Below are 26,176 nucleotides of genomic sequence, written 5' to 3' on the forward strand. Positions count from 1 at the left end.
TTCCTCGTTTCGGGCCCATAGCTCAGTTGGTTAGAGCAGTGGACTCATAATCCATTGGTCCCAGGTTCGAGTCCTGGTGGGCCCACCACTGGTTTTATGGCGACTGGTCTATCAGAAGTATATTGACGTCAGAGCTCAAAAAACTCTATGAACTACAGAAGACCGACAGCGGTCTTGCCGAACAACGCCGCGAGGTCGATCGCCACGAAGGCGCCCTGGCGTCGCGTCGCGGGGCGATAGCCGAATGCGCGCAGCGCGAGAGCGCGGTGGCAGCCGAGCGAGCCGCGTTGGTGCACCGGCGGGCCCTGCTCGAGCGCGAACTCGAAGATCTCAACTCCAAGCTGCGCGAGCGTAAGCAACGCCAGAACACAGTGGCCTCTGCAAGGGAGTTTGACGCTTCGAAGATCGAGCTTCGCGACCTCTCCCGCGACATAGAAGGACACGAAGAGCAGCTGTACGAAATCGAGGTCGAGATCGAGAAGGTCGAGGCCCGCTTGCTCGTGCATCGGAAGGAGCGCGAGGATCTGGAGCAGGCCGACCACAGGCAGGTCGAGGACGAGGGCGGGCGCATTGACGAATTGCGTGCGATTCTGGAAAAGGCAGCCGAGGAAAGACAGCTCGTGACTGGTGCCATCGAGGCGTCGGCGCTTAAGCGCTACGAGACCGTGCTCAAGCGCGGTGCCGGGCTGGCCGTGGTCGAAGTGGAAGGCGAAGCCTGCAAGGGCTGCCACGTGCGCATACCGCCGCAGGTGCTCATCGATATCCGGAGCTCACGTTCGATTAACCACTGCCCCAGCTGTCAGCGCATTCTTTTTCTGGTCTCACCGGAGGACTGATCCCTATCCGCATACGCGGGGCTGGACAGCGGGGGGCTTTCCGTTGTATGCAGTCGGTGAAACGGAGCTGGCCGGGCAGTCGCTCGCGTCTCGTACGCGGGAGGAAAGTCCGGACTCCTCAGGGCAGGGTGGCCGCTAACAGCGGCCCGTCGCGAGGCGGGGAAAGTGCAACAGAAAGTAAACCGCCCCGGCCAAGGCCGGGGTAAGGGTGAAACGGTGAGGTAAGAGCTCACCAGGCCCGTCGGTAACGGCGGGTGCTTTGTAAACCCCACCTGGAGCAAGACCAAATAGGGGGGCGGACGGCCCGTCCTTTGCCCCTGGGTAAGGTCGCACGAGCCGCCGGGCAACCGGCGGCCCAGATGAATGACTGCCCCGAGCACCGCCTTTACGGGTCGGTGTTCGGACAGAATCCGGCTTACAGGCCGGCTCCGTTTTTTTCCCCTTTCTTTCCTGCCCCCCCCCTGTGACTGAGCGGCCCGGGCCTGCCGGCAATTTTTTTTCCCCACAGTGGCCCACTCTCTAACAAAGCGAATACACTTAGCTTTCGCGTTTGGGAAAAACCGTTACGAGCACAAGCCAGAGAAAACCACTTGCCTTCCGGTGTTGAAGTGGGATAGAAACGGAACTTGTGGGTGGTTGTGGGGCTGTGTGGGGAAAGGTCTCCTTGGTTGGAATCGGTCGGGGGCTGGAATGTGGACAATCTCTCGGGAGGTTGGCCACCCACGTTTTTTTTGACTCATGTTCAGAGGCACGTTTGCACACTCAATCGACGACAAGGGGCGCATTGCGATCCCCCGTCGTTTTCGTGAGCAGCTTGCCCAGCTGGGCGACAGCGCGGTAGTACTGACCAGGGCCCTGGACTCCAGGTTCAGGTGCCTTGATCTGTACCCGCTCAGCGAGTGGGCGCGCCTGGAGGCCCGCCTGGGCGAAATGCCGCCCTTCGAGTCGAGGACCGTCGATTTCAAGCGCCTCTACGTTCATCCCGCCCAGGACCAGCAGATCGACGCCCAGGGGCGGGTGCTGGTGCCCGCGGAACTCCGGGATTACGCGGGCCTGGCCAAGGAAGCCGTTTTTACCGGCGACCTGCAGAAGTTTCAGCTCTGGAGCCAGCCCGACTGGGAAAACGGCCGTCGCCAGCTCGACGAGGCCAGGCAGGATCCCTCCTTCTTCGGCGATTTTTCTTTCTGAACTCCCCTCGAAACAGCGAAGAACAGTTGTGCGCGCCCTGGGGGCGCGGGGCTTAAAACTGTACACCGGTGTTATAGACTGGGGGGCAGTGGCCTATCGACCCGCCGGGCAGCCTGCGGTCTCGGGTGAGCGCAGTTGAACGACGAGAGTTTGAATATCGGCACCCACACGCCCGTCATGATTGATGAGGTTATGCAGGCGCTGGGCTTGCGGCCGGGTTGTAGGGCGCTCGACCTGACACTGGGAGAGGGTGGCTTTACCCGCCGCCTGCTCGAGGCTTGTGGGCCCGGTGGCGAGGTGCTGGCGATGGACCGCGACCGCGAGGCGGTTGAACGCGCCCGGGCCGGGATGGCGAGCGAGGCTGGCCACCTGCACCTGGTGCACGACAGCTACTCGCTGGCGGCTGAGCAGCTGGCGCGATTGGGGTGGGATGATGGAGTGGATGCGGTGGTAGCAGACCTGGGATTATCCAGCGTACAGCTGGACGACGCCGAGCGCGGATTCAGTTTCAGCAAGGACGGCCCGCTCGACATGCGCATGGACCGTTCCACCGGCGCCACCGCAGCCGACCTGCTCAACGAACTTTCCGAATCCGAATTAGCCGATATCTTTTACCAGTACGGCGAGGAGCGTAAATCGCGCAGGGTGGCCGCCGCCGTGGTGCGCAAGCGAGCGCTGTCGCCTTTTGCGCGCACCTCGGACCTGTCCCAGGCTGTGCGCGAGGCGGGGCTGCGCGGCCGCCCGGGGCACGACCCGGCCACGCGCACTTTTCAGGCGCTGCGCATAGCGGTCAACCGCGAGCTCGACGAACTCACGACCCTGCTCGACCAGGGTTGGGAGCTGCTCAGGCCAGCCGGCCGCATGGCGGTGCTCTCCTACCACTCGCTCGAAGACAGGATAGTGAAGAGGACTTTCCGGCAGTGGTCGGCTGACTGCCTGTGCCCGCCCGACCTACCGGTGTGCAACTGTGGCTGGCAGGCGCGTACTCGCCTGCTCGGCAAGCGCCAGGTCGCCGGCAGCGACGAGATAGAGCGCAATCCCCGCGCCCGCAGCGCCGGCCTCAGGGTTGTTGAGAGAATAACGGAGCGGAGCACGACCGCGGAGACAACCGGTGGCACGGCGTAAAGCGAAACGGGGTAAAATCGGCGCCTGGTGGGCGCGGCGGGCCTTTGACCCTGCCTCTGCCGGTACGCGCGTGCGCCTGGCCGTGGCCGCGGCGCTGGTGCTCGGCGCGGGACTGTCGCAGGTGATGGTGCGCGCCAAGGTTATGGATCTCGGCTACGCGATCGAAAGCACGCGCGGGCTGATCGACGAGCTGGGTCACGAGCACACGCGGCTCAGGGTAGCCGTGGACCGCGAAAGCGGCTTCGAACGCATGCGCAATCGCGCGGACGACGAACTGGGGCTGAAACCGCGCGTGGGGCGCAGCAGGGAAATGAATGACAGACCGTAGTAGATTTGGGCGTCGACTCGCGTTCGTGGGTTCCTGCCTCGGAATTTTTGCCGTGGCGCTGTTCGCCAGGATGTTCACTCTCACCGCCCTGGAGGGCGAGCGACGCGCCGACAAGGCGCAGCGCATGACCTGCTCAGAGACCGCCCTGGTGTCGTTTCGCGGGCGTGTCGTCGATCGCAACGGCGCCACCCTGGCCGCGAGCCTGTCCACGCGCAGCATTTCGCGCAGCAGCACCAAGTACCGCTACGATCCGTCCCACGCCGCCCTGCTGGCGCCCGTGCTGGGCCTCGAACGCGGCCGCGTGGACGGACTGCTCAAGGGCAAGCCGGGCAAGTTCCAGTGGCTGGCGCGCAGGGTGAGCCTCGACGTGGCAGCCGCCGCGAGCCGACTGGGCATTGCCGGACTCGAAGTCCATACTTCGCAAAGCGAGATACAGCGCCGAATTTACCCCCAGGGCCGCCTTGCCTCACACGTGGTCGGCCACACCAACAGCTACTCCAGGGCCATGGAAGGCGTGGAGCTGGAGTTCGACGAGTACATAAAGGGCAAGCCGGTCAGCGTCCGGGTCTGCCGCGATATACACAAGCGACCGTTCTACAACGAGAGCGATCTCGCCGGCGTCAACTGGGGCGATACCGTACAGCTCACGCTCGACTCCAACCTGCAGAGCATCGCCGCCCGCGAGTTGGCGGCCGCGCTCGAGGAGTTCGACGCGCAAAGCGGGAGCGTGGTCATCGTGGAGCCTTCAACGGGCAACGTACTGGCCATGGTCAGCCTGCCCGACTACGACTCCAACAGCCCCTGGCTGTCGGACCCGGCCGATCGGCGCAATCGGGCAGTCACCGACAACTTTGAACCCGGGTCAACGATGAAGCCTTTCCTGGTGGCGGCTGCACTCGACTCGGGTGTCGTCAGCGAGGAAGACAGTTTTTTCTGCGAGGATGGGCTCTGGCGCTATGGTGGCCGCCCCATACACGACTACCACCCGCACGGTGACCTGCTGGTGCCCGAGATCATCAAGTACTCGAGCAACATCTGCTCGGCCAAGATCGGTGTCGAGCTGGGCGCCGAGCGCCTGCACGACTACCTTGAGCGTTTTGGCTTCGGGTCGCGCAGCGGCGTGAGGTTACCCGGCGAGGTGAGCGGACAGCTCGCGGCCGCCGCTTCGTGGCGGCCGGTGCGCTTGGCCAACATCAGCTTTGGACAGGGGATGGGGAGTACGGCCCTGCAGTTGGCGGTGGGCTACGCCACGCTGGCTAACGGCGGCGTGCGCATGAAGCCGCGCCTGGTCAAGACAGTGGTAGCGGCAGACGGCACGGTGAAGGTACCCGACGAGACTGTCGTGGAGGGCAGGGCGGTGAGCAAGCAGGTGGCGGCCAGTGTCACTGCCATGCTCGAGTCGGTGGTCGAACCAGGTGGCACGGCTCTCAGGGCGGCGGTTGACGGGGTGCGGGTGGCCGGTAAGACCGGTACCGCGCAGCAGATAGGCGAGGATCGTACTTATGCCAACGGCTGGTGGGCGTCGGTGTTTGCCGGCTACCTGCCCGCCGACAACCCGCGTCTGGCCATGGCCGTGGTGGTTAACCGGCCGGTGCGCAATCACTTCGGCGGCGTGGTCTCCGCGCCGGTGTTTCGCCGCATAGCCGAGTCGGGGCTCGATTATCTCAAGATCCGTCGCGACCAACCCCGCGAAGAAAAACCTGTGATGGTTCGCTTGCGCCGGCGCGTGCGTCCGCAGGCCGAGCAAGCGGGGGGCAAAGACCTCATGCCCGATCTCGAGGGCCTCAGCATGCGTTCGGCGTTGCACATGCTCGACGGATGCGATTGCGATATAGCGGCCTCGGGCAGCGGCTACGTGGCCGACCAGCAACCCGCGGCCGGCACCCGCCTGGCGGCGGCCACACCGGTGCGGTTGCAACTTCTTCCGGAATTGCAACCTTGAGGCCGGTGTTGCTCAAAAGTCTAATCTCGGCCATACCCGCCAGCGACCTGGTGGACCCTGTCGTCGGTCTTGACACCGAGGTAGCCGGCCTCTGCAATGATTCGCGGAAGGTCTCGAGCGGTGATCTTTTTCTCGCCCTGCCCGGTAGCAGGATCAACGGGGCTCGCTTCGTGGAACAGGCTCTCGAGGCTGGCGCGGTGGCCGTGCTGGCCGACCGATCGCTGCCCGCCCGGCCGCGCCTGCTGCGCTGCGATAACACGGCCCGCAACGCCGGCCTGCTGGCCGACGCTTTTTATGGTCGCCCGTCGAGCGAGCTCGCCCTGGTGGGCATTACCGGTACCAACGGCAAGACGAGCTGTGCGTGGTTGCTCGAGAGCATCTGGCGCGCGGCTGGGATCGAGGCGGGCATAATGGGTACGCTCGACGCCCGCTGCTCGACCTTCGCGCGCCCGGCGCTTCTCACCACGCCCGGCTGCGTGGAGTTGCAGGCTACGCTGGCCGATTTCAGGGCCGCCGCTTGCGAGGCCGTGGCCATGGAGGTGTCGTCGCATGCGCTCGAACAACAGCGCGTGTCCGGCTGCCGTTTTGACACGGCCGTGTTCACCAACCTCACTCGTGATCACCTCGACTACCACGCCGACGAACAGGCTTATTTTGACGCCAAGGCGCTGTTGTTTACCGAGCACCTGGCCGGTGACTCGGTGGCCGTAATAAACCACGACGACCCCTGGGGCCACCGCCTTCTCGGCAGGCTGGGGTCCTCTACCGAGGCCTGGACCTGGTCGACCGTGCAGGGAGAGAAAGCCTGCGTAACGCTGCGGCAGCTCGAGCTTGGTCTCGACGGCATACGCGCGGTGGTTGACCTGCGGGGGCGTCGGCTCGGCATACGTTCGTGTCTGCTGGGAGCGGTCAACGTGTCGAACATGCTGGCCGCCATTGCCGTGGCATCTTCGATGGGCGTAGACGATGGTTGCATAGTCCGTGGCCTAGCCGACTGCGCCCCGGTGCCCGGAAGAATGGAGCGCGTGGGGCAAGGCGGCCCCGTGGTGCTGGTGGACTACGCGCATACCCCGGACGCGCTGGAGCGCACCCTGCGGGCGCTCAAAAGCCAGGTCGAAGGCCGACTGCTGGTGGTGTTCGGCTGCGGCGGCGACCGCGACAAGGGCAAGCGCGCCATGATGGGGGAGGTGGCGGGCCGCCTGGCCGACGTGGCCGTGCTGACCTCCGACAACCCGCGGACCGAGGACCCCGAGACTATTCTCGACGACATTGAGCAGGGTACGCTTTCGTCGATGTCGCTGTTGAAGCACGCGACGGGCAGTGGCTACCTGCGCGAGGCCGACCGCGGTGCGGCCATTCGCTCGGCCATAGGCATGGCATCTCCCGCCGACGTGGTTGTGGTGGCGGGCAAGGGACACGAAGATTACCAGGAGACCGACGGTGTGAGGGCTCCCTTCGACGACAGGCTGGTGGTGGCCGAGGTGCTCGACCAAGGACGGCCCGGCAACGGCACACGGGCGACGGCGCAGGCGGGCGAGTGACCGGCCTCGACGCAGCGGCGGCTTGCAGCGCCACTTCGCGGCCGCGGGCCGACGACCGCGAGTTTGCCGGCGTTTCGACCGACAGTCGCAGCATCAGGCCCCGCGACCTCTTCGTGGCGCTCACCGGCGATCGTTTTGACGGTCACGATTACGTAGACAGCGCCATAGCGGGCGGCGCCACCGGCGTTGTGTGCCTGCGCGGCCGCAGCGGTGACCGCCGCGACGTGTTGTTTCTCGAGGTCGACGACACCCTGCACGCGCTCGGCGATCTAGCGGCCTGGAACCGTGGCCGTTTTGATGTGCCGGTGGTCGCGGTGACCGGGTCAAACGGTAAAACCAGCACCAAGGAAATGCTCAGGTCCGTTCTGGCCACGGCTTACGGCGCCGACGCCGTGCTGGCCAACAAGGGCAACTTGAACAACCTCATTGGCATGCCCACCACGCTGCTTGAGCTGGGCGAGAGCCACCGCGTGGCTGTGCTTGAAATGGGTATGAACGCTCCGGGCGAGATCGCCCGCCTCACCGAAATTGCCTCGCCGACGCTGGGGCTGGTGACCTGCGTGGGCAGCGCGCACCTCGAAGGGCTGGGCTCCATAGAAGGCGTGGCCGCGGCCAAGGGTGAGTTGTTTGCCGGCCTGCCGGCCGGGGCGACAGCCCTGGTCAACCTCGACGACGCCAGGGTCGTGGAGCAGGCTGCCCGTTTTTCTGGTCGCCACGTTGGTTACGGCGAGCAGGGCCAGACGATGGCCTGCGAAATCGAAGGGCTGGGGCTGAGGGGGTCGCGCTTTGTGCTCGTGCACGGCGACGAGCGCTGCGCGGTGGAGATAAAGGCGGTGGGTCGCCATAACGTGGCCAACGCGCTGGCGGCGGCGGCCGTGGGCGTGGAGCTGGGACTGGGCCTGGCCGAGGTCGCCGAGGGGTTGGGCTCGGCGCCGGTGCCGGGCATGCGCATGCAACCCCGCCTGCTGGCTAACGGCGTGACCGTTGTCGACGACTGCTACAACGCCAACCCCGCGTCGCTGGAGGTCGCCCTGCAGACCATAGGCGATGCAGCCGGGCAGGGGCGTTGCCTGCTGGCCCTGGGCGACATGCTCGAGTTGGGAAGCGAGGCCGACCGGCTGCACGAGGTTGCCGGGCGCGCGGCGGCCAACCTGGCGCCGGCCCTGCTGTGCGTCCTGGGAGCAAACGCCGAGGCGCTGGTGGACGGTGCGCTGGCGGCGGGCCTGGCGGCCAACAGGGTGGCGATCTGCGCCGACCACGCCGAGGTGGCCGCGTCGGTGGCCAGGTGCTGGCGCGCGGGCGACGTGGTACTGGTCAAGGGATCGAGGGGGTCCGCGATGGACCGCGTCGTAGACGAGCTCGAACAGCTGGGAGCCAGGGAATGATGTACAACCTGCTGTTACCCTTTGCCGATTCATTGCCGTTGCTCAACGTTCTTCGCTACATCACCTTTCGCAGCCTGGCGGCGGCCCTGCTCGCGCTGCTGTTCGCCTTCGTCTTCGGGCCGCGCCTTATCCGGGTACTCAAGGCGGGGCAGATTCGCCAGCCGGTGAGCGAGTACGTGCCCGAGGGGCACGCGGTGAAACAGGGCACGCCCACCATGGGCGGCATACTGATCATCATGTCGCTGCTCGTCCCGGTGCTGCTGCTCGCCGACCTGCAGAACTTTTACGTGTTGATTACAGTGGTGGTCATAGCCGGCTACGGCTCGATCGGCGCCATGGATGATTTTCGCAAGATTTCCCTGGGCAGCAACGAGGGACTGAGCGGGCGCAGCAAGCTGGCCTGGCAGGCCCTGATCGCCGGCGGCGTGATGCTGGCCATGTACCTCAGGCCGGGTTTCGACAGCACCCTGGCCATACCTTTCTTCAAGGACCTGCACCCCGACCTCGGCTTGTGGTACATCCCCTTCGCGGTGCTGGTGGTGGTGGGCACCTCCAACGCTGTCAATCTCACCGACGGGCTGGACGGCCTGGCCATAGGGCCGGTGATGACCACCGCTGTTACCTTTGCCATCTTTGCATACTCGGCTGGTCACGCGGGTATATCTGACTACCTGCTCATACCCGGCGTGCCGGGAGCCGGCGAGCTCACGGTTGTGTGCGCGGCGATGGTCACGGCCAGCCTCGGCTTTCTGTGGTTCAACACTTACCCGGCGCAGATGTTCATGGGCGACGTGGGTTCGCTTGCCCTCGGTGGTGGGCTGGGGATGGTGGCCGTCATTACACGCAACGAGCTGGTGCTCGTGCTGGCCGGCGGCGTCTTCGTGGCCGAGGCCTTGTCGGTGATAGTGCAGATCGGATCTATCAAGCTCAGGGGTAAGCGGGTGTTCCGCATGGCTCCCATACATCATCACTATGAGCTCAAGGGCTGGCCCGAACCGCTGATCATCGTGCGCTGCTGGATCATCTCGGTGCTGTGCGCGCTCATGGCGCTGTCCACGCTCAAGCTGCGCTGAAGGGCTTTGGCTGTGGCGACGACGAAGCCGATTGCGGTGGCTGCTCCGGGGCGCGTACTTGTTCTCGGCCTCGGTCGCAGCGGCCGCGCGGCCGTAGGCGCCGCCCTCAGGCGCGGAATCACGGTGCTGGCGACCGACGACAGCGGCGAGGCCTGCGAGCAAGCCGAGATGGTGGCGCCCGAAGGGGCGGTTGCGCGCCTGGGCGAAGTTGACGCGCTGGTGGTAAGCCCCGGTGCGCCGGCCGACCACCCACTGATGCTCGCCGCCCTTGATCGCGGCGTCGAGGTTATCTCTGAGCTTGAGTTCGCGTGGCGACTGCTCGGGCCGGCGCCGTTGTACGCCGTGACCGGGACCAACGGCAAGAGCACGACCACCGCGCTGCTTGGGCACGTGTTCGGCTCCTGCGGGCGCAAAGTGTTCACCGGTGGCAACCTCGGCACTCCGCTGAGCGACGCGGTGGTGACGGCCGGCAAAGACGAGCAGCCCTGGGACTGCTACGTGGTGGAGGTGTCGAGCTTTCAGCTCGAGCGCGTGAGCGGTTTTGCCCCCGACCTGGCCGTGCTGCTCAACCTGACCCCTGACCACCTCGACCGCCACGGCACTATGCAGGACTACCTCGCCGCCAAGCTGGCTGTCTTTGCGCGCGCGCGTCACTCGGTGATAGGGCGCGACCAGGACTGGCCCCAGAGGGCCCGCGCCGACGGCTGCGGCGGAGTGCCGGATCCCTCGGCGGCCGACTGCAGCAGCTTCGGCCGTTCGCCACTGCCCGCGGGGGACGGCGGGGTCTGCTGGCAGGCAGAAGGGCGCACGGTTACGGCTGCCGACGGCTGGACGGTAAAACTGCCCGACCACTGGCCCCGCGTTGCCCACGATTTCGAGAACGCGGCAGCGGCTGCCCTGCTGGCGCGACTGGCGGGCCTCTCTGGCCAGCAGTTCGAACAAGCGCTGAGTAGTTTTGAGCCACTTCCGCACAGGCTCGTGTCGGTGGGCGTGGGTCATGGGATAGAGTTCTGGAACGACTCGAAAGCCACAAACACCGGCTCGGTGTTGAGCAGCGTGGCTGCCCTGGACCGCGAGCTGGTGCTGCTGATGGGCGGTGTGGATAAGGGCGCAGACTTCTCGGAGGTCGCCTCCAGCGGTGCTAGGATAAAGACCGTGATCGCCTTCGGGGCAGCCGCCGGCCGAATAGACGACGACCTGCAGGGCAGCCTGCGGGTGGTGCGGGCGGCTGGGCTCGAGGAGGCGTTTTCCGTGGCGGTGGAAGAAGCCGAGGCTGGCGACGCGGTGCTACTGGCCCCGGGTTGCGCGAGTTTTGACGAGTTTGCGGACTACGCTGAACGTGGCCGTCGCTTTGAACAGTTGGCGCGGGGTTGGGTAGCCGGGATCGGGCGGTGAGGGATCGGGTGGATGGCGACAGCAAAGCGTAAGAGGGTGAGCGTACGGGCCTCGGACAGGCCCGACCCGTGGATGATTGCTGCCGTCGGCCTGCTGGTGGTTGCGGGCCTGCTCTTCGTGCTCGACACGACGTATTTTTTCTCGCGGCAGACTTACGGCGACAGCTACCGCATGTTTATCAAGCACGTTGTCTCGGTGGTGCTCGGGGTTGCGCTCATGTTCGGCCTGTCGCGCTGCCGTTCCGACCTGCTCGAGAGGGCGGCTCCCTGGCTGCTCGTGGGTTCCTTGCTGTTGCTATGCCTGCCGCTGATGCCGGGCCTGGGCCACTGCACGCACGGTGCCTGTCGCTGGATTGCCCTGGGTCCGGTCAACCTGCAGCCGGGTGAGCTGGTGAAGTGGACCTTCGTGGTGTTCGCCGCCGCAGTACTGGCCGCGCACGGACAGCACGGCCCCGGCTGGAAACGCGAGGTGGCCATAGTTGGCCTCCTGCTGGCCGTCATCACCACGGTGCTCATGCGGCAGCCCGACTTCGGCACCACGGTTCTCATCGGCGCACTGGGCATGGGTATGCTACTGATCGCCGGACTGCCCACCGCATGGCTGGTGGCCATGGGCACGGCTGGGGCGGCGGCAGCGGCCGCTGCGATAGCGCTTGAACCTTACCGCGTGAGGCGGGTGCTGGCCTTTCTCAGTCCCGATGCCGACCCGCTGGGAAGCAACTGGCAGCTGAACAAGTCGCTCATCACCTTCGGGTCGGGGCGTTGGACCGGTGTGGGCCTGGGCAGCTCGCGATTGAAGACCGGCTGGCTGCCCGAGGCGCACACCGATTTCATTTTCTCGGTGGTGGGCGAGGAGACGGGGATACTGGGCGCGGGCGTGTTGCTGCTTTGTTTCTGCCTGCTGGCCCAGCGTGGATTTCGCATAGCCTATCGCCACCCCGATCGTTACGGCCAACTGCTGGCCGCCGGTCTGACCATGGCCTTGACCATGCAGGCCCTGCTCAACATGGGAGTGGTACTGGGGCTGCTGCCCACCAAGGGTATGGCGTTGCCGTTCGTGAGCTACGGCGGTTCGTCGATGCTTTTCAGCCTGGCCTGCGTGGGCGTGCTTATGTCGCTTTCGCGGGAGCTGCGCGAAAGATGAACGTGGCCATAGCCGGGGGAGGTACGGGCGGGCACTTGTTTCCCGGCCTGGCCGTTGCCCGCTTGTTGAGGAGGCGCCATCCGGACGCCTCCATTTTTTTTCTCGGCGCAGAACGCGGCATCGAAGCAAGGGTGGTCGAGCCGGCCGGCTTCGAACTGGTGTGCCAACCGCTGCAACCGTTGGCCGGTCGCAATCCGCGGGCGGCCGCCGGCGCGCTGCTGAGCGTGACCCGCGGGGCACTGGGCGCACGCCGTGAACTCAAGAGCCGCGGCTGTGGCGTGCTGCTGGGCCTGGGGGGGTACGCTTCTGCGGCAGGCGTACTCGGTGCGCGCCTGGCTGGCCTGCCTGTGGTGCTGCTCGAGCAGAACCGCAAACCGGGATTGACCAACAAGCTGTTGGCGCGTGCCGCGGCCAGGGTCTGCACCAGCTTCGAGGAAAGCGCCGACGCGTTTCCCGCTGGTCGTTGTAGCTGGACGGGTAACCCCCTGCGAGAAGGACTCGACCTGGCCGATGGCGCCGAGTCGACGGACGGGGGAGACACGCTGCTGGTGCTCGGTGGCAGCGCGGGGGCGGTGAGCCTGAACCGGGCGGTGACCACGGCCCTGGCTTCGATCTCGTCGCGGGTGCAGTTGCCGCCCATACTTCACCAGGCTGGCGAGACCGGGCTGGACGAGACCCGCGCCGCCTACCAGGCCGCCTCCATCGAGGCTCGCGTCGTGCCCTTCATAGAGGACATGGCGGCTGCCTACTCAGGCGCGCGCGTGGCGGTGTGCCGGGCGGGTGCCACCACGGTGGCCGAGCTGCTGGCCACGGCGACTCCTTCGTTGTTATTACCCTATCCCTGGGCGGCCGACGATCACCAGTCGGCCAACGCGGCCGTGCTCGAGGAGCTGGGGGCCGCGATCACTGTTGTCGATGACGAGCGCGCGGCAGCAGCCACAGCGCGACACCTGCTCGGCTTGCTAAGCGAAGACGACGGGCTAGACTCCATGACCCAAGCCGCCCGCAAATCGGCGCGGCCCGGGGCTGGAGAAAGGGTGCTGAAAGTTATCGAAGAAGTCCTCGCCGTATCCTGATGGGCAATTCGCAACCCAGCCGACAGTACCAACCCTGGGATCACATGTTTCCCGGCGTTGGTTCCGCCCTGGATGCCGGCGTGCGCGAACACATCCACCTGGTGGGCGTGGGGGGAATAGGCATGAGCGGCATCGCCGAAGTGTTGCTCACCCTGGGCTACCGCGTGAGCGGTTCCGACCTGCGCACGAGCGAAGTCACGCGCCGGCTCGAAAAGCTGGGCGCGGACATCGGTTACGGGCACAGCGCGGACTCGATCGACTCGGGCATAGACGTCGTGGTGGTGTCGTCCGCCGTCGACGACGGCAACCCCGAGGTCGTGGAGGCCCGTGCCCTCAGGGTTCCTGTCATACGCCGGGCCGAGATGCTGGCCGAGCTCATGCGCCTGAAATACGGCGTGGCGGTGGCCGGCGCACACGGCAAGACAACCACCACCTCGTTGATGGCGGCGGTGCTGGGCGAGGGCGGTTACGACCCCACGCTGGTCATCGGTGGTCGCCTGAAGTCGCTGGGCGGCAGCAACGCCAGGCTCGGAACCTCGCGCTACATGGTAGCCGAGGCCGACGAGAGCGACGGTAGCTTCGTGGCTCTCAGGCCGGTTATTGCCGTGGTCACCAACATCGACCGTGAGCACATGAACCACTACCGCACCATGGAGCGACTGGTCGACGCCTACGTGGAGTTTGTGAACAGCGTGCCGTTCTACGGCCGCGCCATACTGTGCGTTGACAGCGACGAAGTGCGTGGCATGCTCCCGCGCATTCGCAAGCGGGTGGTTACCTACGGATTTTCGGCCGACGCCGACCTGCGCGCGGTAGAAGTAACGCGCGATGGCTTCAAGACCTCGTTCGAGGTCATACGCCGCGGCGTGGCCCTGGGCGCAATCGAGCTGGCCATGCCCGGCCGTCACTCGGTGCTCAACGCCCTGGCCTCGGTGGCGACGGCCCTTGAGCTGGGCATGGATTTTTCCGATTGCAGTAAAGCCCTGTCGGCCTTTGAGGGCATCATGCGACGCTTTGAGGTCAAGGGCGAGTGCAACGGCGTGACGGTGATAGACGACTACGCTCATCATCCCACCGAGCTGCGTGCGACCCTGGGCGCCGCCCGCGATGGTTTCTCGCAGCGGGTGCTGGCCGTTTTTCAACCCCACCGCTACAGCCGCCTTGCCGACCTCTTCAAGGACTTCGCGGCTGCTTTTGAAGACGCCGACGAGGTGGTGGTCACCGACATTTACGCGGCCGGCGAACAGCCGCTCGAAGAAGCCAGCGCCCAACTACTCGTGGAGGCCATCGGGCGGCTGCACGACGGTCCGGTGAGCTACCTTCCGTTTGACGAGACGCTTGCCTCCAGAGTGGCCGAACTGTCCCGCCCCGGTGACCTCGTGATCACTATGGGGGCCGGTGACATAACGTGCCTGGGTCCCGAAATCCTTGCTCGACTCGCCGGCTGAACGCCTCGAGGCCCTGGCCCTCGGGCTGGCCGAGGACGAGGTGCAATTCCACAGGTCGCGGTCGCTGGCGCGGCTCACCTCCTGGCGCATAGGCGGCCCCGGCGATCTCTTCGTTGCGCCCAACGATCGGCGGTCGCTTTCGGCTGCCCTGGGCCGGGCGTCGGCCACCGGCGTTCCGGTGACCTTTATAGGCGGCGGCACCAACCTGCTGGTATCCGACAAGGGAGTGCGCGGCCTGGTAATCAAGCTGGGCGAGGGCTTCGATTACATCCGCTGGGTCGACGAGGGCGGTGAGAAGGCCACCGTGGAGGTTGGCGCTGCCACGAAGCTGGCCCGATTGGTGCGCGAAACCGTGGACGCGGGCTACGGCGGACTGGAGTTTGCAGCCGGTATACCTGGCCTGGTGGGTGGCGGGACGCTGATGAACGCCGGCGCCTTCGGGGGCGAGCTGGGCGAGGCCATACTATCGATCGAAGTGGCCGCTGGCGAGGGGCAGGTGAGCAGAATTGGCACAGACGACTTGCAGTTCTCTTACCGTAAGCTGGCGCTGCAGGCCGACCGCGTGCTAATCTCAGTGAGATTCGTGTTGTTGCGCTCTTCCACGTCAAGGCTGAGGAGCGCGGTGGAAGTGGTGCAGAGGAAGCGGAGAAAGAAACAACCGGTGGGCCATCCCAACGCGGGCTCTGTTTTTCGTAATCCGGCCGGCGAGTACGCTGGTCGCCTCATCGAGCGTGCGGGACTCAAGGGCACCCAGGTGGGCCAGGCCCGGATTTCGGACGAGCACGCCAACTTCATAGTCAACCTGGGTGACGCCCGGGCCGACGATGTGCGGCGCTTGATGCAACTGGTGCAGGACTCGGTGTGGGAGCGCAGCGGCGTGTGGCTGGAGCCAGAAGTGCGCATGCTCGGTGAGTGGTGAAGTGAGCGTTTGCGAAGTGAACGGTGGAGACGGTGGCGGTAAAGACGGTGGCGGCGCGTAAACGAAAACTGACAAAGCGGGAAAAAGCGGCTCGCGAGAAAACCGTGCGAGGCGGCCTGCTCGTGGCGTGCACGGCGGTCAGCCTGTGGATCATATCTGCCTTCGCGTGGCCGGCCTTCGCCGATCATCCTTACTTCAAATTGAAATCGGTGAGAGTGAGTTGTGACTCTGAGGCGGCCGACCCGCGCAGGTTGGCTGCGCGCGCCGGACTCTACGCCGGCACCAGCGTGTGGCGGCTCGACCTTGAGGGAGCCATTCGCGAGCTCGAGTCCGACACCTGGGTCGAACGCGTAGACCTCGAACGCAGGCTACCGGCCGAGGTGCGCCTGCGCGTGCTGCGCAAGCGACCGGTGGCCGCCACCATGCTCGACAGTGGCCCGTGGCTGGTCGACGAGAGCGGCGCAGTATATCGTGGCGTGGATCGCTCGGCGCTGCCCGACATTCCCTGGGTGACCGGCTGGCAGGACATCGACAGCAGGGGCGCGAGGGTAAACCGGCTCAGGGCTGCCGTGGCGGTGGTGCACGAGGCCAACGCTCGCGAGCTGCCGCTGTCGCAAGTGAACCTGGACGCCGACGGTGAAGTGTGGCTCTACCTGGACGGCTATCTGGTATCTATCAGACTTGGCTTGCCCGGTGATTCGGGCGCGCGATTGAACCGCCTGTCGCGCGTACTCGGAGAACTTGGTTCTGGCCTGGAGCAGGTCAGTCACATTGACCTGGCCATGGACGGAGTAGTCGTGGTGAAGGCCCGCGGTGGAAAAATACGCGCGCTGTCTGCGACGTTGGCCTCGAGAGCCAGGTCGGGCGGGCCGGGAACGGGTGGCGGTCGTGGCTAAGACTCCGCAGATATTTGCTGGCCTCGATATAGGCTCACAGAAAGTCGCCATGATCATAGCCGAGCGCGGCCCGGGTGGTACTGTTGACGTGCTGGGCGTGGGTACGGCGCTGTCCAACGGCATAACGGCCGGCCGCGTTGTCGGCGTTGAGGCCACGGCCGATGCTATCGCGGTGGCCATGTCCGAGGCCGAGCTCATGGCCGGCACCTCGGTGCGCTCGGTGTCGGTGTCGATGTCGGGCGACCACGTGCGTGGGACCAACAGTCACGGGGTCGCGGCGGTGGACAACGGCGAAGTGTCGGCCGGCGACGCGCGCAGGGTCATAGAGGCGGCCCAGGCCGTGCCTCTTCCGCCAGACCAGGAAATACAACAGACGCTTTGTCGCGACTTCGTGGTCGATGGCCAATCGGGAGTGAGCGACCCGGTGGGAATGAGCGGCGTGCGGCTGGAGGTCAACCTTCATCTTGTAAGTGGTGCCGAGACCGCGGTGGCCAACGTCTTCAAGTGCTGCAACCGCGCCGGGCTGAGCGTGGAAGACATGGTGGCCTCTTCGCTGGCCTCGGCCCAGGCCGTGCTCTCGGACGACGAGAAAGACCTGGGCGTGGTGCTCATGGACATGGGCGCCGGTACGATCGACCTGGTTGTCTACCGTGGCGGCTCGGTCGCCCACAGCTCGGTGAGCACCATTGCCGGCGATCATATAACCAGCGATCTTGCCCACTGTCTTGAGACTTCCCTGGGCGAGGCCGAGGCGCTCAAAAAACGCCACGGTCGCGCGCATTCCCTGCTGGTCGATTCGGATTCGGAGATCGAAGTGGCCGGTGTCGGTGGCCGCTCGCCCAGCCTGGTGGGCAGGGCACTGGTGGCCGACATCGTGGAGTCGAGGCTCGAAGAAATATTTGAGGGCGTCCTCGAACGCCTCGAAGAAGCCGGCCAGGGCGAAAAGCTGACTTCGGGCGTGGTGCTGACCGGTGGTTGCTCGATGATGCCCGGCATAGTGGACGTCGCCTCGAGGGTGCTGCGCCTGCCGGTGCGCCTGGGCGAACCCGCGCAGCTGGGCGGCTTGGCCGAGGAGGTTGACGACCCGTCGTGGGCCACGGTGATAGGGTTGGTACACGACCTGCCGGGCCGCGATATTATAAACGCCGGCGCGACGCCCCGTTTTCTGCCACGCTGGCTTCAGCGCAAGTGGCGCGAATTGTTCTGAGCTTTGCACTGCCGCGGGGTCGCGCAGCGGCTCGCCGTGGTGTATTCTTGATGCTTCCTGGCGCACTCGGCGCAAATTTTCGGTAGGTGAGTTTCGTTTGCGGCCGGGCCGCAGTGGAGGAGGGGTGGATGATCGAGTTGGCGGACGGCGACGAGGGTAAGGCCAGGATAGTAGTAGTGGGCGTGGGCGGCGGCGGCGGTAACGCGGCCAACACCATGATCCAGGGCCAACTCAACGGCATACATTTCATAGTTGCTAACACCGACCTCCAGGCGCTGGGTACCAGCCAGGCGCCGGTCAAGGTGCAGATCGGGGCGGAGCTGACCAAGGGACTGGGCGCCGGCGCCAACCCTGAAATAGGTCGCAAGGCTGCCCTCGAGCAGGAAGACCTCATCCGCGAAGAAGTCTCGGGTGCCGACATGGTATTTGTTACCGCCGGCATGGGCGGTGGCACGGGCACCGGGGCAGCGCCGGTCATAGCTCGCATAGCCCGTGACCTGGGCACCCTGACCGTCGGCGTGGTGACGCGCCCGTTCAAGTTCGAGGGACGAAAGAGACAGCGACAGGCCGAGGAAGGCGTGCGCGAGATGCGCGCGGCCGTAGATACGCTCATCGTTATCCCCAACCAGAGGCTGGTCGACATATCACAGCGGGGTACCACCGCGCTCGACGCCTTTGGTCTCGCCGACGACGTATTATTCCAGGCCGTCAAGGGCATTTCGCAGATCATAACCGAGGCCGGCCTCATCAACGTGGACTTTGCCGACGTGAGAACGATCATGTCCGAGATGGGTCTTGCCATGATGGGCGCGGGCACCGGTAGTGGTGACACCCGGGCACTCGACGCGGCTACGGCCGCTGTATCGAGCCCACTGCTCGAAGACCTCACGATATCAGGCGCCAGCGGGCTGCTGGTCAACATCACCGCCAGCGACGATTTTGGCATGCAGGAAATGAACGAAGCCGTCGATTTCCTGCAAGAGCAGGTACACGAGGACGCCAACATAATTGTCGGCCTGGTGCACGACTCAACCATCAAGGACGAGGTGAGCATAACCGTTATCGCTACCGGCTTCGGCGATTCGCTCAGCGAAGAGGAGCAGGACAGCGCCGAGATGTTGGGCAACTTGCCGGGCGACGGCCCGCGTGCCTCGGCCGACCAGCCCCTGACCTCGTTGGCCAACGGCCTCACTGGCGTTGCGCCCGTGCTGCCCGACGACGCTGAACTGGCGGGTCCCGACCAGCATTCGGACTTCAGCATGGAGCCGGGCGAGGGCGAAGCCACTCTGGACCAGGCCGAAAACCAGTACGGCGCGCCCGAGATCGACCCGGCACCGGCGATGGACGTGGCGCCCGCGCGCAGCGAATCGCGCTCTCTCGACATTCCGGCCTACCTCAGGCGCTGGAAAGAACGAGCTCAACGCCCCAACCGCTGACCTGCCGGGCCGGGATGACCGGCCCGCGACTGCTTCCAAAGGGGCTCCACCGGCTGTAGACTGGCCCGCCGGTGAGCGCCCCCGACGAAAAACTTCTATTCAAGCCCAACAGCTTCGGCGCGGTGTCGGTGTGTCTGGCCTACCCGGGCCCTCGCGAAGTGGCGCTGGCCAACCTCGGCTTCCAGGCCGTGTTCCGCATACTGGCCACCACGCCCGGCGTGGTCTGCGAGCGGGCTTACCAGCCGGAGCCGGGCCAAGCGCTGCTCAGCTACGAGTCGAGGCGCTCGGCCGGCGACTTCGACATAGTGGCGTTCTCGCTGTCGTTTGAGAGCGATTACCCACTGGTGGTTGCCATGCTCGACTCTGCGGGTATCCCCGCGAGGCGCGAGGTCCGAGAGCCGAGTGATCGAGCCTGGCCGCTGCTGCTGGCCGGCGGCCCGGCCTGTTTTCTCAACCCCGAACCCATGGCGCCCTTCATGGACCTCTTCCTGCTGGGCGAGGCCGAGGAGATGCTGGCCGAGGCTTTTCGGTCGGCTGAATCCTGGCGTGGCATAGGCGGCGCGGCGGTGCTCGACGCGCTTTCGTCTGTGGCCGGTGCCTACCGGCCGTCTGACTGCGATCCTGTGTACGGCACCGATGGGCGACTAGCTGAGCGCGGCGCGAGGGAGGGGGCCGCTGGGACGGTGCTGCGCCGCTACGTCAAAAACCTCGACGATGCGGGCGCGCGCACCGTGGTGGTAGCTCCCGACGCCGTGTTCGGTGACAAGTTCCTGGTCGAAGCCAGCCGTGGGTGCGAGTGGGGCTGCCGGTTCTGCGCGGCGGGCTTCATGTACCGACCCGTGCGCCATCGCGACAGCGGCAGGGTGCTGGCCGATGCGAAGGCCGGGCTTGAACACAGCCGGGAGGTTGGCTTGGTGGGCGCCGAGATGGCAAGCCATCCAGGCATCACTCGCACCTGCTCGGACATCGCCGACCTGGGCGCGCGCGTGTCGCCGTCTTCTCTCAAGGCAGATGTCATAACGCCGGGCCTGGCCGCCGCCCTGGCCCGCGCCGGCACGCGCTCGGTCACCGTTGCCCCCGAGGCCGGTTCGGAACGCATGCGGCGGGTCATCAACAAGAACTTGAGCGAAGCCGAGATACTGCGCGCGGCCGACATGCTGGCCGCCGACGGTGTGGAGTCGCTCAAGCTCTACTTCATGGTGGGACTGCCGGGCGAAGAGGAAGAAGACCGCCAGGCCATCGTCGAGCTGGTCACGACCATACGCGATCGCCTGCTCAGCGCCGGGCGCGAGCGCGGGCGCGTGGGTTCGGTCAAGGTCTCGATCAACCCCTTCGTACCCAAGCCCTGGACGCCCTTCCAGTGGGACGCGATGATGCCCGTGTCCCAGCTCAAGGACGTATTGCGGCGGCTGCGTCGATCGCTGGGTCGGCTTGCCAACGTGCAGGTCGACGCCGACTCGCCGCGGGAGGCTTACCTGCAGACCCTGTTGTCGCGGGGCGACAGGCGCGTGGCCGATATCATTGAGACCCTGGCGAGGGCCGACAAGGATCAGTGGTGGGGCTTACTGCGCGAGATGGCCCGGGGGCGTGCGGCCATCAACCCCGACGACTATGTCACGCGCGAGTATGGCTGCGAGGAGTTGCTGCCCTGGGATTTCATCGACCAGGGCATAGACCGAGATTATCTCTGGCTGGAGCGGCGGCGCTCGCAGTCGGCCCTTGAGACCGAGCCCTGCGACGTTTCGAGCTGCGTTGTCTGCGGGGCCTGCTGATGGCGCTGCTGGGCACGGGTGTGGACCTGGTCGACGTTGAGCGCGTGCGAGTGATACTGGCCAACGGTGCGCGCGGCGAGCGCTTCAAGCAGCGAGTGTTCACCCCCGGCGAGCGTCACTACGCCGATGGTTGCTCGCGCCCCGAACAGGCTTACGCTGCGCGCTTTGCCGCCAAGGAAGCGCTGCTCAAGGCGCTGGGAAGCTGTGGTGGGCCGGCCTGGGGATTTCCCTGGCAGGACATAGACGTGGTGCACTCGTCCGCGGGCGCGCCTTGCCTGCAATTGTTGGGGCGCGTGGCCGAGGTGGCCCGGGAACTCGACGTTGGTCGCATACACTTGTCGCTGGCCCACGAGCGCGCGATGGCCGTTGCTACGGTCGTGTTGGAGGCGGGGCCCGGCCGATGACCCGCGGCGGGGTTACGAGCAACCCGCCAACCACAACTCCTTCCTGCTTGTCGAGATTTCTTGAAGCCGGCCGGCTTCAAGCGAGCCGTGCAGGCTTATTCGTTGAAATCGAAGTCGGTGCCCAGCACCATCATGTAGTCGCGCAGGGCGACGATGATGCGGTACTGCTCGTGGGCGTCGGCGTCGGAGTAGATCGGGTTCCAGTCGTCGTCTTCGTTGAAGCTGAAAAAGTTGGGCATCTTGGTGCCCGGCTGCAGGCTCTGCGGGTCGATGAGCCACTGCAGCATCCATTCGGGGCGAAGCCGGTGCTTGGCCAGGATGAGGTTGGGAGCGATGATGTCGTCTGTGAGCGGCTCACCCGCGCGCGTAGCGTGGCAAAGGGCACACTGGTAGGCCTCGAACATCTGCTTGCCAAGCGTGGCACTGGCGCGAAACTGGGGCGTATCGGTACGAAAGTACTGTGCTTGTCCGGCTGCATCGGCCGGCACGGGCGTGATCGCCAGCAGGCCGCAGGCCAACACCGACAGGGTCGTAGCTTTGAGGATTCGGCTGCTCATCGGGGCTCCTTCGCGGTGGGTCTGTCAGCCCCGCACACGGTCGGGCGACAGCAGAAAGAATTAGCAGCAGTCGCGCCACGGGGCAAATCAACGGGCATGGATTTGCCCCCATGGGGGGGGGAGCTATACTTATCGGGCAGCTGCGGCGGTCGAGCGCGGCTTGGGGGATATAGATGGACACTGGTAGCTTGGAAAAAAGATTTGGAACCCTTCTGGGCGAAGTCCGTGGCCTCGTGGGTCGCGAAACGATCGATTCGGTCATAGAGGGAGCTGCCAAGGGGGCGGCGAAGACCCGCGCCTCGGTGGATCGCAATCTCGATGCCCTACTGTCAATGGCCAACCTACCCTCGCGCAGAGACTACCGTAAGCTGCAGACCAAGCTCGACACGGTGCAGGGCAGCCTACGCAACCTCAACCGCAAGCTCGACACGCTGAGCGAGGCGCTTGAGGCTGGTAATGGCGCGACGTCGAAGAAGGCGGCGTCAAGTAAACCAGCGTCGAAGGCTAAGAAAGGCTCGGCCACAAAGCGGCCAAGCAGGGCTCGAGCCAAAAAGTAGCGCCGCCTTACTCGGCGCGCACGGCGGCGGCGAGCAGATCGTCCAGATCGGGAAGCTCCGCCCCCAGCAGGGCCAGGTCCTCAAGCGACCCGGCTTCAACCACCAGGTCCTCAACTCGCAGTACGGCCGCGTGGGTTGCGTCTTCGATCCGCGCTGTTACCTCGGCTTCGGCCTGGCGCAATAAGCCCAGCTCGGCGTTGATGCGTTCGAGCAGTTGGGCGCATCCCGGCGGCGCGTCGGTTGACAGGTCGATTTTGGATCTCCCGGCGGCAGTGGCGGGCGGCGTGAGCCTGTTGGCCACTATGGGTGCTACCGCAAAGCCGCGGTCCAGCAGTTCCTCTCTCAGGGCCAGCGTCGCGTTGGCCGAAGCGACGGACGCCCTGCCCACCAGTGCAAAGCAGCTTGGAGGCGTGGCCAGCAGCGTCTCAATGTCGCGCGAACGCTCCACCATGTTCTCCATCATACGCGCGAAGTCGGTCACGAAGCTGGACACCTGCCCCAGCAACGCAGCTCCGGTCACGCGCTCGACCATGCCCAGCAGCAAGGTAGCCGTGGCCCGTGCGAGCCGGCTCCCTCGGCCGGCTGCGGCGCGGGCCGGGTCCACGAGCAGGGCCACCGCGCGTGTTTCGAGCAGTGCGGCCATGCGCGACGGCGCCGACAACAGCTCCTCGGCGTGCAGGGCCGGAGGGGTATCAACTACGATGAGATCCCACAGCTTGCTTTCGGCCAGCTCGTGCAGTCGTTGAAAGGCCATGTAGGGGCCCGAGCTGCCGGTGGAAGCAGCCACGGCCTGGTACACTGGATTTGCCTTTATACGTTCGGCCACCGTGTTGTCGTCAGCGAGGCGATCGACCATCCGATCAAAGGTGCCGCTGGTGTCCAGGCGCAGGGCGTGTAACGAGCCGGTTTTGCCGCTGTCGGGCTCCCCGTTACCCACCAGCAGTGGCTCGTCGCCCAGTCGATCCAACCCCAGCGCGTCGGCCAGGCGTGGGGCGGGGTCTATGGTCATTACTGCCACGCGTAGGCCCGAGAGGCTGGCCTTCAAGGCAGTGGCGGCAGCGAGTGTGGTCTTGCCCACGCCACCCTCACCGGCGAACACCAGTAGCCTCGGTCGGGCTGTACCGGGGTCGGTCACGCTCACGAGAACGCCCCCAGCACCCGTCCGCTGAGTCGCTCGGCGGCAGCCATCCTTTGGTTACCGGGCTGCTGACCGTTACCGCCGAATAGAAAGGGGATTACAATGGCGTTGCGCCGGGCGTTCTCCAGTTGTTCCAGCACACGGGCGTGGCGCTCGGCGCGCGCCTGCTGCCAGCGTGCCGGTAGCAGCGCGGGGTCATCGTCGGCCGCCTGTTGCAGCCATGCGAGTTGCGCCGGGTTGGCGTGCAGCGGGTAAACAGCGTTGAGCACCGGGGGGAGGGCGGCCACGCCCAGCTCGGCCAGCTCGGTACTCAGCAACTGCGACTCGTTGAGCGAGAAATCTTCGGGCGTGCTCACCACCAACGACCTGAAGCGCCGGGGGTCGGTTAGCAGCTGTTCGAGTTTGCGCGCCGCTCCGGCGATGGCGCCCGAGGAGGCCAGGCCCAGCACCGTCTGTGGCGATCGCAACAGGGCCGCCGCGTGGCCAGAAGACGGCCCGTCGACAACAACCAGACCCTTGGGCAGGCGCGAACCGATCTGCTCTATCCACGCCAGGGTGACCAGCTCGGTCACGCCGGGGGCGGCCTCTGCCACGGCCCTGAAGCTGCTGCTGTCGAGGAGGCGGTCGGCGATAAATCCCAGGCGGAACAGTGACGCCAGCAGGTCGCGCAGGGCTGTGCGGCGGTCGAGCACAAGAGTGCGGGTCGCAGTAGGCTTATGTGGCTCGCCGTCGACATTGCCGGTTTTATCCCGGTCGTCGAGCGATAGCCTGAGCACCGGGATGCCGCGGCGCCGGGCACCCTCGGCGAGCAGTTCGGCCAGCAGGGTCTTGCCGCAGCCGCCCTTGCCCGTGAGGTATACAAAGCGCGCGGCCACCCGTTGTCATTAGTAGACCCGGGCGCGCCCTGCAATCGGGGCCCGTGCATGGGTGGTATTGTCCGCTTGTGGTTTATCGCGCGGCTGATAAACCACGTTCCGGGCGCCCGGCAGCTGGAGGACGAACAATGTCGCGATTCGTAATGGCCATAGACCAGGGAACCACCGGTTCTACAGTGATGGTGTTCGACGGGCGCGGGCGCGTGCGCTCACGCGTGTACTCCGAGTTCACCCAGTACTACCCACGCCCCGCCTGGGTGGAGCACGACGCCGAGCAGATCTGGAAGGTGACCCGAGGCCTGCTGGCGCGCGCTTGTCGCAAGGCCGACATCAAGCCTTCTGCGTTGGCAGCTATAGGCATAACCAACCAACGCGAGACGACAGTTGTTTGGGACAGGCAGACCGGGGAGCCCATTCACCGGGCCATTGTCTGGCAGGACCGGCGCACGGCGGATCACTGCCGCCGCCTTGAGTCCGACGGACTCCTGCCCGAGGTCAGAAAACGAACAGGCCTGGTGCTCGACCCGTACTTCTCGGGCAGCAAGGTTGCGTGGATACTCGATCACGTCAGGGGCGCGCGGCGCAGGGCCGAGCGCGGCGAACTGGCCTTCGGCACCATCGATTCCTGGCTGATCTACAAGCTCACCGGCGGCCGCGTGCACGCCACCGATTACACCAACGCTTCGCGCACCATGCTTTTCAACATCCGTCGCCGTCGCTGGGACGCCACCCTTTGCCGGGCGCTGGGCGTGCCCATGGAGATGCTGCCCGAGGTGCACCCATCCTCGGGCGTGTTCGGCACGACGGTACTCTCGGGCGCCGAGATACCCATAGCGGGCGTGGCCGGCGACCAGCAGGCTGCGCTGTACGGGCAGGCCTGCTTTCGTCCGGGCATGATAAAGAACACTTACGGCACGGGTTGCTTCATGCTCATGTACACCGGCGACAAGCCGGTGACTTCACGCAACCGCCTGCTCACGACCATGGCCTGCGCACCCGACGGTGGCCCCGCCTACGCGCTTGAGGGCTCGGTGTTCATAGCCGGCGCGGCCGTGCAGTGGCTCAGGGACGGGCTGGGCCTGTTGAAGAACGCGGCCGATTCGGAGGCCGCCGCCCGCCGCGTGGATTCAACACTGGGCACCTACCTGGTGCCGGCCTTCACGGGCCTGGGCGCGCCCTACTGGGACCCCGACGCGCGCGGAGCGCTGGTGGGGCTCACCCGCGGGGTGACGGCTGACCATGTCATACGCGCCACGCTCGAGTCGCTGGCCTACCAGTCGCGGGATCTCGCCGACGCCATGGCGGCCGACGCCGGTCGCAAACCCAGGGTGCTGCGCGTTGACGGCGGCGCGGCAGCCAATGATTTTCTCATGCAGTTCCAGGCTGACCTGCTCGGTGGCTCGGTGGACAGGCCCAGGGTGGTTGAGACCACCGCAGTCGGGGCGGCCTTCCTGGCGGGTCGCGCAACGGGTGTGTGGAAGGGGGCGGCTGACATAGAGGCCGCGCGCAGCACCGACCGCGTGTTTCGGCCCTCGATGAAGCCGGCCCGCCGCCGAGAGCTCTACGAGGGCTGGGAGCAGGCCGTCGCCCGCGTGCGCTGAAGCCCCGCCTTGCCAAACACGGGCGTACAGGTATAAATGCCCGGTCATGCACGAGCACCGGGCCCACCCTTGGGGTGGCTGCGGCGGCCCGGTTTTACGGAGAAGATTACGGTGAAGGCTGAAATACACCCCGAGTACAACGAGATAGAGGTTGTCTGCGCCTGCGGCAATACTTTTACGACCCGCTCAACGATCGACAAGATTCACGTCGAAATCTGCTCGGCCTGCCACCCCTTCTACACCGGTCAGCAGAAGATCGTCGATACGGCGGGTCGCGTTGAGCGCTTCCGCCGCCGTTACGGCATGGACAAGAAGTAACCCTGCCCGCCGGGCC

At 65.8% G+C, this 26,176-nt stretch carries 24 protein-coding genes, 1 tRNA gene and 1 other RNA gene; 23 read left to right on the top strand and 3 right to left on the bottom strand.

What is annotated here, in order from left to right; translation table 11 throughout:
• The first annotated feature begins 11 nt into the window (after positions 1–11).
• The 20 genes from EYQ35_10920 (at position 12) to acpS (ending at position 21,114) form a co-directional block, all read left to right on the top strand.
• Positions 12–88: transfer RNA gene (locus tag EYQ35_10920), tRNA-Met, on the top strand.
• Positions 54–836 (top strand): hypothetical protein, encoded by a 783-nt coding sequence (locus tag EYQ35_10925; protein HIF64647.1) that lies wholly within the window; start codon positions 54–56, stop codon positions 834–836. The genes EYQ35_10920 and EYQ35_10925 overlap by 35 nt, the downstream gene beginning before the upstream one ends.
• A 63-nt stretch (positions 837–899) precedes the next feature.
• Positions 900–1,270: RNase P RNA component class A (gene rnpB / locus EYQ35_10930), an RNA gene on the top strand.
• A gap of 304 nt (positions 1,271–1,574) precedes the next feature.
• Positions 1,575–2,024 carry a division/cell wall cluster transcriptional repressor MraZ gene (gene mraZ / locus EYQ35_10935; GenBank protein ID HIF64648.1) on the top strand — a complete coding sequence of 150 codons (450 nt, stop codon included), beginning with the start codon at positions 1,575–1,577 and terminating at the stop codon, positions 2,022–2,024.
• A 177-nt stretch (positions 2,025–2,201) separates the two neighbouring features.
• The gene (gene rsmH, locus EYQ35_10940; protein HIF64649.1) at positions 2,202–3,149 is read left to right on the top strand and encodes a 16S rRNA (cytosine(1402)-N(4))-methyltransferase RsmH; all 948 of its coding nucleotides are present in this window, start codon (positions 2,202–2,204) and stop codon (positions 3,147–3,149) included.
• Positions 3,136–3,477, top strand: coding sequence for a hypothetical protein (locus tag EYQ35_10945; GenBank protein ID HIF64650.1), 342 nt, complete (start codon positions 3,136–3,138; stop codon positions 3,475–3,477). Before rsmH ends, EYQ35_10945 begins: the two co-directional genes overlap by 14 nt.
• On the top strand, positions 3,464–5,419 hold the full coding sequence (locus EYQ35_10950; protein HIF64651.1) for a PASTA domain-containing protein: 1,956 nt from the start codon (positions 3,464–3,466) through the stop codon (positions 5,417–5,419). The genes EYQ35_10945 and EYQ35_10950 overlap by 14 nt, the downstream gene beginning before the upstream one ends.
• Positions 5,296–6,960 (top strand): UDP-N-acetylmuramoyl-L-alanyl-D-glutamate--2,6-diaminopimelate ligase, encoded by a 1,665-nt coding sequence (locus EYQ35_10955; protein HIF64652.1) that lies wholly within the window; start codon positions 5,296–5,298, stop codon positions 6,958–6,960. Before EYQ35_10950 ends, EYQ35_10955 begins: the two co-directional genes overlap by 124 nt.
• Complete coding sequence (locus tag EYQ35_10960) at positions 6,798–8,345, top strand: UDP-N-acetylmuramoyl-tripeptide--D-alanyl-D-alanine ligase (protein ID HIF64653.1); 1,548 nt, start codon at positions 6,798–6,800, stop codon at positions 8,343–8,345. Before EYQ35_10955 ends, EYQ35_10960 begins: the two co-directional genes overlap by 163 nt.
• Positions 8,342–9,418, top strand: coding sequence for a phospho-N-acetylmuramoyl-pentapeptide-transferase (locus tag EYQ35_10965; GenBank protein ID HIF64654.1), 1,077 nt, complete (start codon positions 8,342–8,344; stop codon positions 9,416–9,418). Before EYQ35_10960 ends, EYQ35_10965 begins: the two co-directional genes overlap by 4 nt.
• Before the next feature lie 6 nt (positions 9,419–9,424).
• Positions 9,425–10,813 carry a UDP-N-acetylmuramoyl-L-alanine--D-glutamate ligase gene (murD, locus tag EYQ35_10970; GenBank protein HIF64655.1) on the top strand — a complete coding sequence of 463 codons (1,389 nt, stop codon included), beginning with the start codon at positions 9,425–9,427 and terminating at the stop codon, positions 10,811–10,813.
• 12 nt (positions 10,814–10,825) lie between these two features.
• On the top strand, positions 10,826–11,956 hold the full coding sequence (ftsW, locus tag EYQ35_10975) for a putative lipid II flippase FtsW (GenBank protein ID HIF64656.1): 1,131 nt from the start codon (positions 10,826–10,828) through the stop codon (positions 11,954–11,956).
• Positions 11,953–13,032: an undecaprenyldiphospho-muramoylpentapeptide beta-N-acetylglucosaminyltransferase gene (murG, locus tag EYQ35_10980; GenBank protein ID HIF64657.1), complete on the top strand. Its 1,080-nt coding sequence runs from the start codon at positions 11,953–11,955 to the stop codon at positions 13,030–13,032. Before ftsW ends, murG begins: the two co-directional genes overlap by 4 nt.
• Before the next feature lie 44 nt (positions 13,033–13,076).
• On the top strand, positions 13,077–14,480 hold the full coding sequence (locus EYQ35_10985; GenBank protein ID HIF64658.1) for a UDP-N-acetylmuramate--L-alanine ligase: 1,404 nt from the start codon (positions 13,077–13,079) through the stop codon (positions 14,478–14,480).
• The gene (gene murB / locus EYQ35_10990) at positions 14,461–15,399 is read left to right on the top strand and encodes a UDP-N-acetylmuramate dehydrogenase (protein ID HIF64659.1); all 939 of its coding nucleotides are present in this window, start codon (positions 14,461–14,463) and stop codon (positions 15,397–15,399) included. Before EYQ35_10985 ends, murB begins: the two co-directional genes overlap by 20 nt.
• A 23-nt stretch (positions 15,400–15,422) precedes the next feature.
• The gene (locus tag EYQ35_10995; GenBank protein HIF64660.1) at positions 15,423–16,295 is read left to right on the top strand and encodes an FtsQ-type POTRA domain-containing protein; all 873 of its coding nucleotides are present in this window, start codon (positions 15,423–15,425) and stop codon (positions 16,293–16,295) included.
• On the top strand, positions 16,288–17,502 hold the full coding sequence (ftsA, locus tag EYQ35_11000) for a cell division protein FtsA (protein ID HIF64661.1): 1,215 nt from the start codon (positions 16,288–16,290) through the stop codon (positions 17,500–17,502). The genes EYQ35_10995 and ftsA overlap by 8 nt, the downstream gene beginning before the upstream one ends.
• Positions 17,503–17,630: 128 nt before the next feature.
• On the top strand, positions 17,631–18,938 hold the full coding sequence (gene ftsZ, locus EYQ35_11005; protein ID HIF64662.1) for a cell division protein FtsZ: 1,308 nt from the start codon (positions 17,631–17,633) through the stop codon (positions 18,936–18,938).
• A 71-nt stretch (positions 18,939–19,009) separates the two neighbouring features.
• Complete coding sequence (locus EYQ35_11010; GenBank protein HIF64663.1) at positions 19,010–20,710, top strand: radical SAM protein; 1,701 nt, start codon at positions 19,010–19,012, stop codon at positions 20,708–20,710.
• Positions 20,710–21,114 (top strand): holo-[acyl-carrier-protein] synthase, encoded by a 405-nt coding sequence (gene acpS / locus EYQ35_11015; GenBank protein ID HIF64664.1) that lies wholly within the window; start codon positions 20,710–20,712, stop codon positions 21,112–21,114. Before EYQ35_11010 ends, acpS begins: the two co-directional genes overlap by 1 nt.
• 95 nt (positions 21,115–21,209) lie before the next feature.
• Here acpS and EYQ35_11020 read toward each other — a convergent pair whose 3' ends face one another.
• Positions 21,210–21,671 (bottom strand): hypothetical protein, encoded by a 462-nt coding sequence (locus tag EYQ35_11020; protein HIF64665.1) that lies wholly within the window; start codon positions 21,669–21,671, stop codon positions 21,210–21,212.
• Positions 21,672–21,859: 188 nt separating this feature from the next.
• Between EYQ35_11020 and EYQ35_11025 the strand changes: the two genes are divergently transcribed.
• A complete protein-coding gene (locus EYQ35_11025; protein ID HIF64666.1) occupies positions 21,860–22,228 on the top strand; it encodes a hypothetical protein in 369 nt (122 codons plus the stop codon).
• 7 nt (positions 22,229–22,235) lie between these two features.
• Here EYQ35_11025 and EYQ35_11030 read toward each other — a convergent pair whose 3' ends face one another.
• Positions 22,236–23,369 (bottom strand): hypothetical protein, encoded by a 1,134-nt coding sequence (locus EYQ35_11030; GenBank protein ID HIF64667.1) that lies wholly within the window; start codon positions 23,367–23,369, stop codon positions 22,236–22,238.
• Complete coding sequence (locus tag EYQ35_11035; protein HIF64668.1) at positions 23,366–24,241, bottom strand: hypothetical protein; 876 nt, start codon at positions 24,239–24,241, stop codon at positions 23,366–23,368. Before EYQ35_11035 ends, EYQ35_11030 begins: the two co-directional genes overlap by 4 nt.
• Before the next feature lie 128 nt (positions 24,242–24,369).
• Between EYQ35_11035 and glpK the strand changes: the two genes are divergently transcribed.
• Positions 24,370–25,842 (top strand): glycerol kinase GlpK, encoded by a 1,473-nt coding sequence (glpK, locus tag EYQ35_11040; GenBank protein ID HIF64669.1) that lies wholly within the window; start codon positions 24,370–24,372, stop codon positions 25,840–25,842.
• A 111-nt stretch (positions 25,843–25,953) separates the two neighbouring features.
• Positions 25,954–26,160 carry a 50S ribosomal protein L31 gene (gene rpmE, locus EYQ35_11045; GenBank protein HIF64670.1) on the top strand — a complete coding sequence of 69 codons (207 nt, stop codon included), beginning with the start codon at positions 25,954–25,956 and terminating at the stop codon, positions 26,158–26,160.
• Positions 26,161–26,176 lie beyond the last annotated feature (16 nt).

The organism is Candidatus Binatota bacterium (assembly GCA_012960245.1).
GTDB lineage: Bacteria > Desulfobacterota > Binatia > UBA1149 > UBA1149 > UBA1149.

Excerpts from the sequence above, each read along its gene's own strand:
- EYQ35_10985 (HIF64658.1), top strand. The coding sequence starts at position 13,077 with ATGTTTCCCGGCGTTGGTTCCGCCCTGGATGCCGGCGTGCGCGAACAC.
- ftsW (HIF64656.1), top strand. The coding sequence starts at position 10,826 with ATGGCGACAGCAAAGCGTAAGAGGGTGAGCGTACGGGCCTCGGACAGG.
- acpS (HIF64664.1), top strand. The coding sequence starts at position 20,710 with ATGGCGCTGCTGGGCACGGGTGTGGACCTGGTCGACGTTGAGCGCGTG.
- glpK (HIF64669.1), top strand. The coding sequence starts at position 24,370 with ATGTCGCGATTCGTAATGGCCATAGACCAGGGAACCACCGGTTCTACA.
- mraZ (HIF64648.1), top strand. The coding sequence starts at position 1,575 with ATGTTCAGAGGCACGTTTGCACACTCAATCGACGACAAGGGGCGCATT.
- murG (HIF64657.1), top strand. The coding sequence starts at position 11,953 with ATGAACGTGGCCATAGCCGGGGGAGGTACGGGCGGGCACTTGTTTCCC.
- EYQ35_10950 (HIF64651.1), top strand. The coding sequence starts at position 3,464 with ATGACAGACCGTAGTAGATTTGGGCGTCGACTCGCGTTCGTGGGTTCC.
- rsmH (HIF64649.1), top strand. The coding sequence starts at position 2,202 with ATGATTGATGAGGTTATGCAGGCGCTGGGCTTGCGGCCGGGTTGTAGG.
- EYQ35_10955 (HIF64652.1), top strand. The coding sequence starts at position 5,296 with ATGCGATTGCGATATAGCGGCCTCGGGCAGCGGCTACGTGGCCGACCA.
- EYQ35_10965 (HIF64654.1), top strand. The coding sequence starts at position 8,342 with ATGATGTACAACCTGCTGTTACCCTTTGCCGATTCATTGCCGTTGCTC.
- EYQ35_11020 (HIF64665.1), bottom strand. The coding sequence starts at position 21,671 with ATGAGCAGCCGAATCCTCAAAGCTACGACCCTGTCGGTGTTGGCCTGC.
- ftsZ (HIF64662.1), top strand. The coding sequence starts at position 17,631 with ATGATCGAGTTGGCGGACGGCGACGAGGGTAAGGCCAGGATAGTAGTA.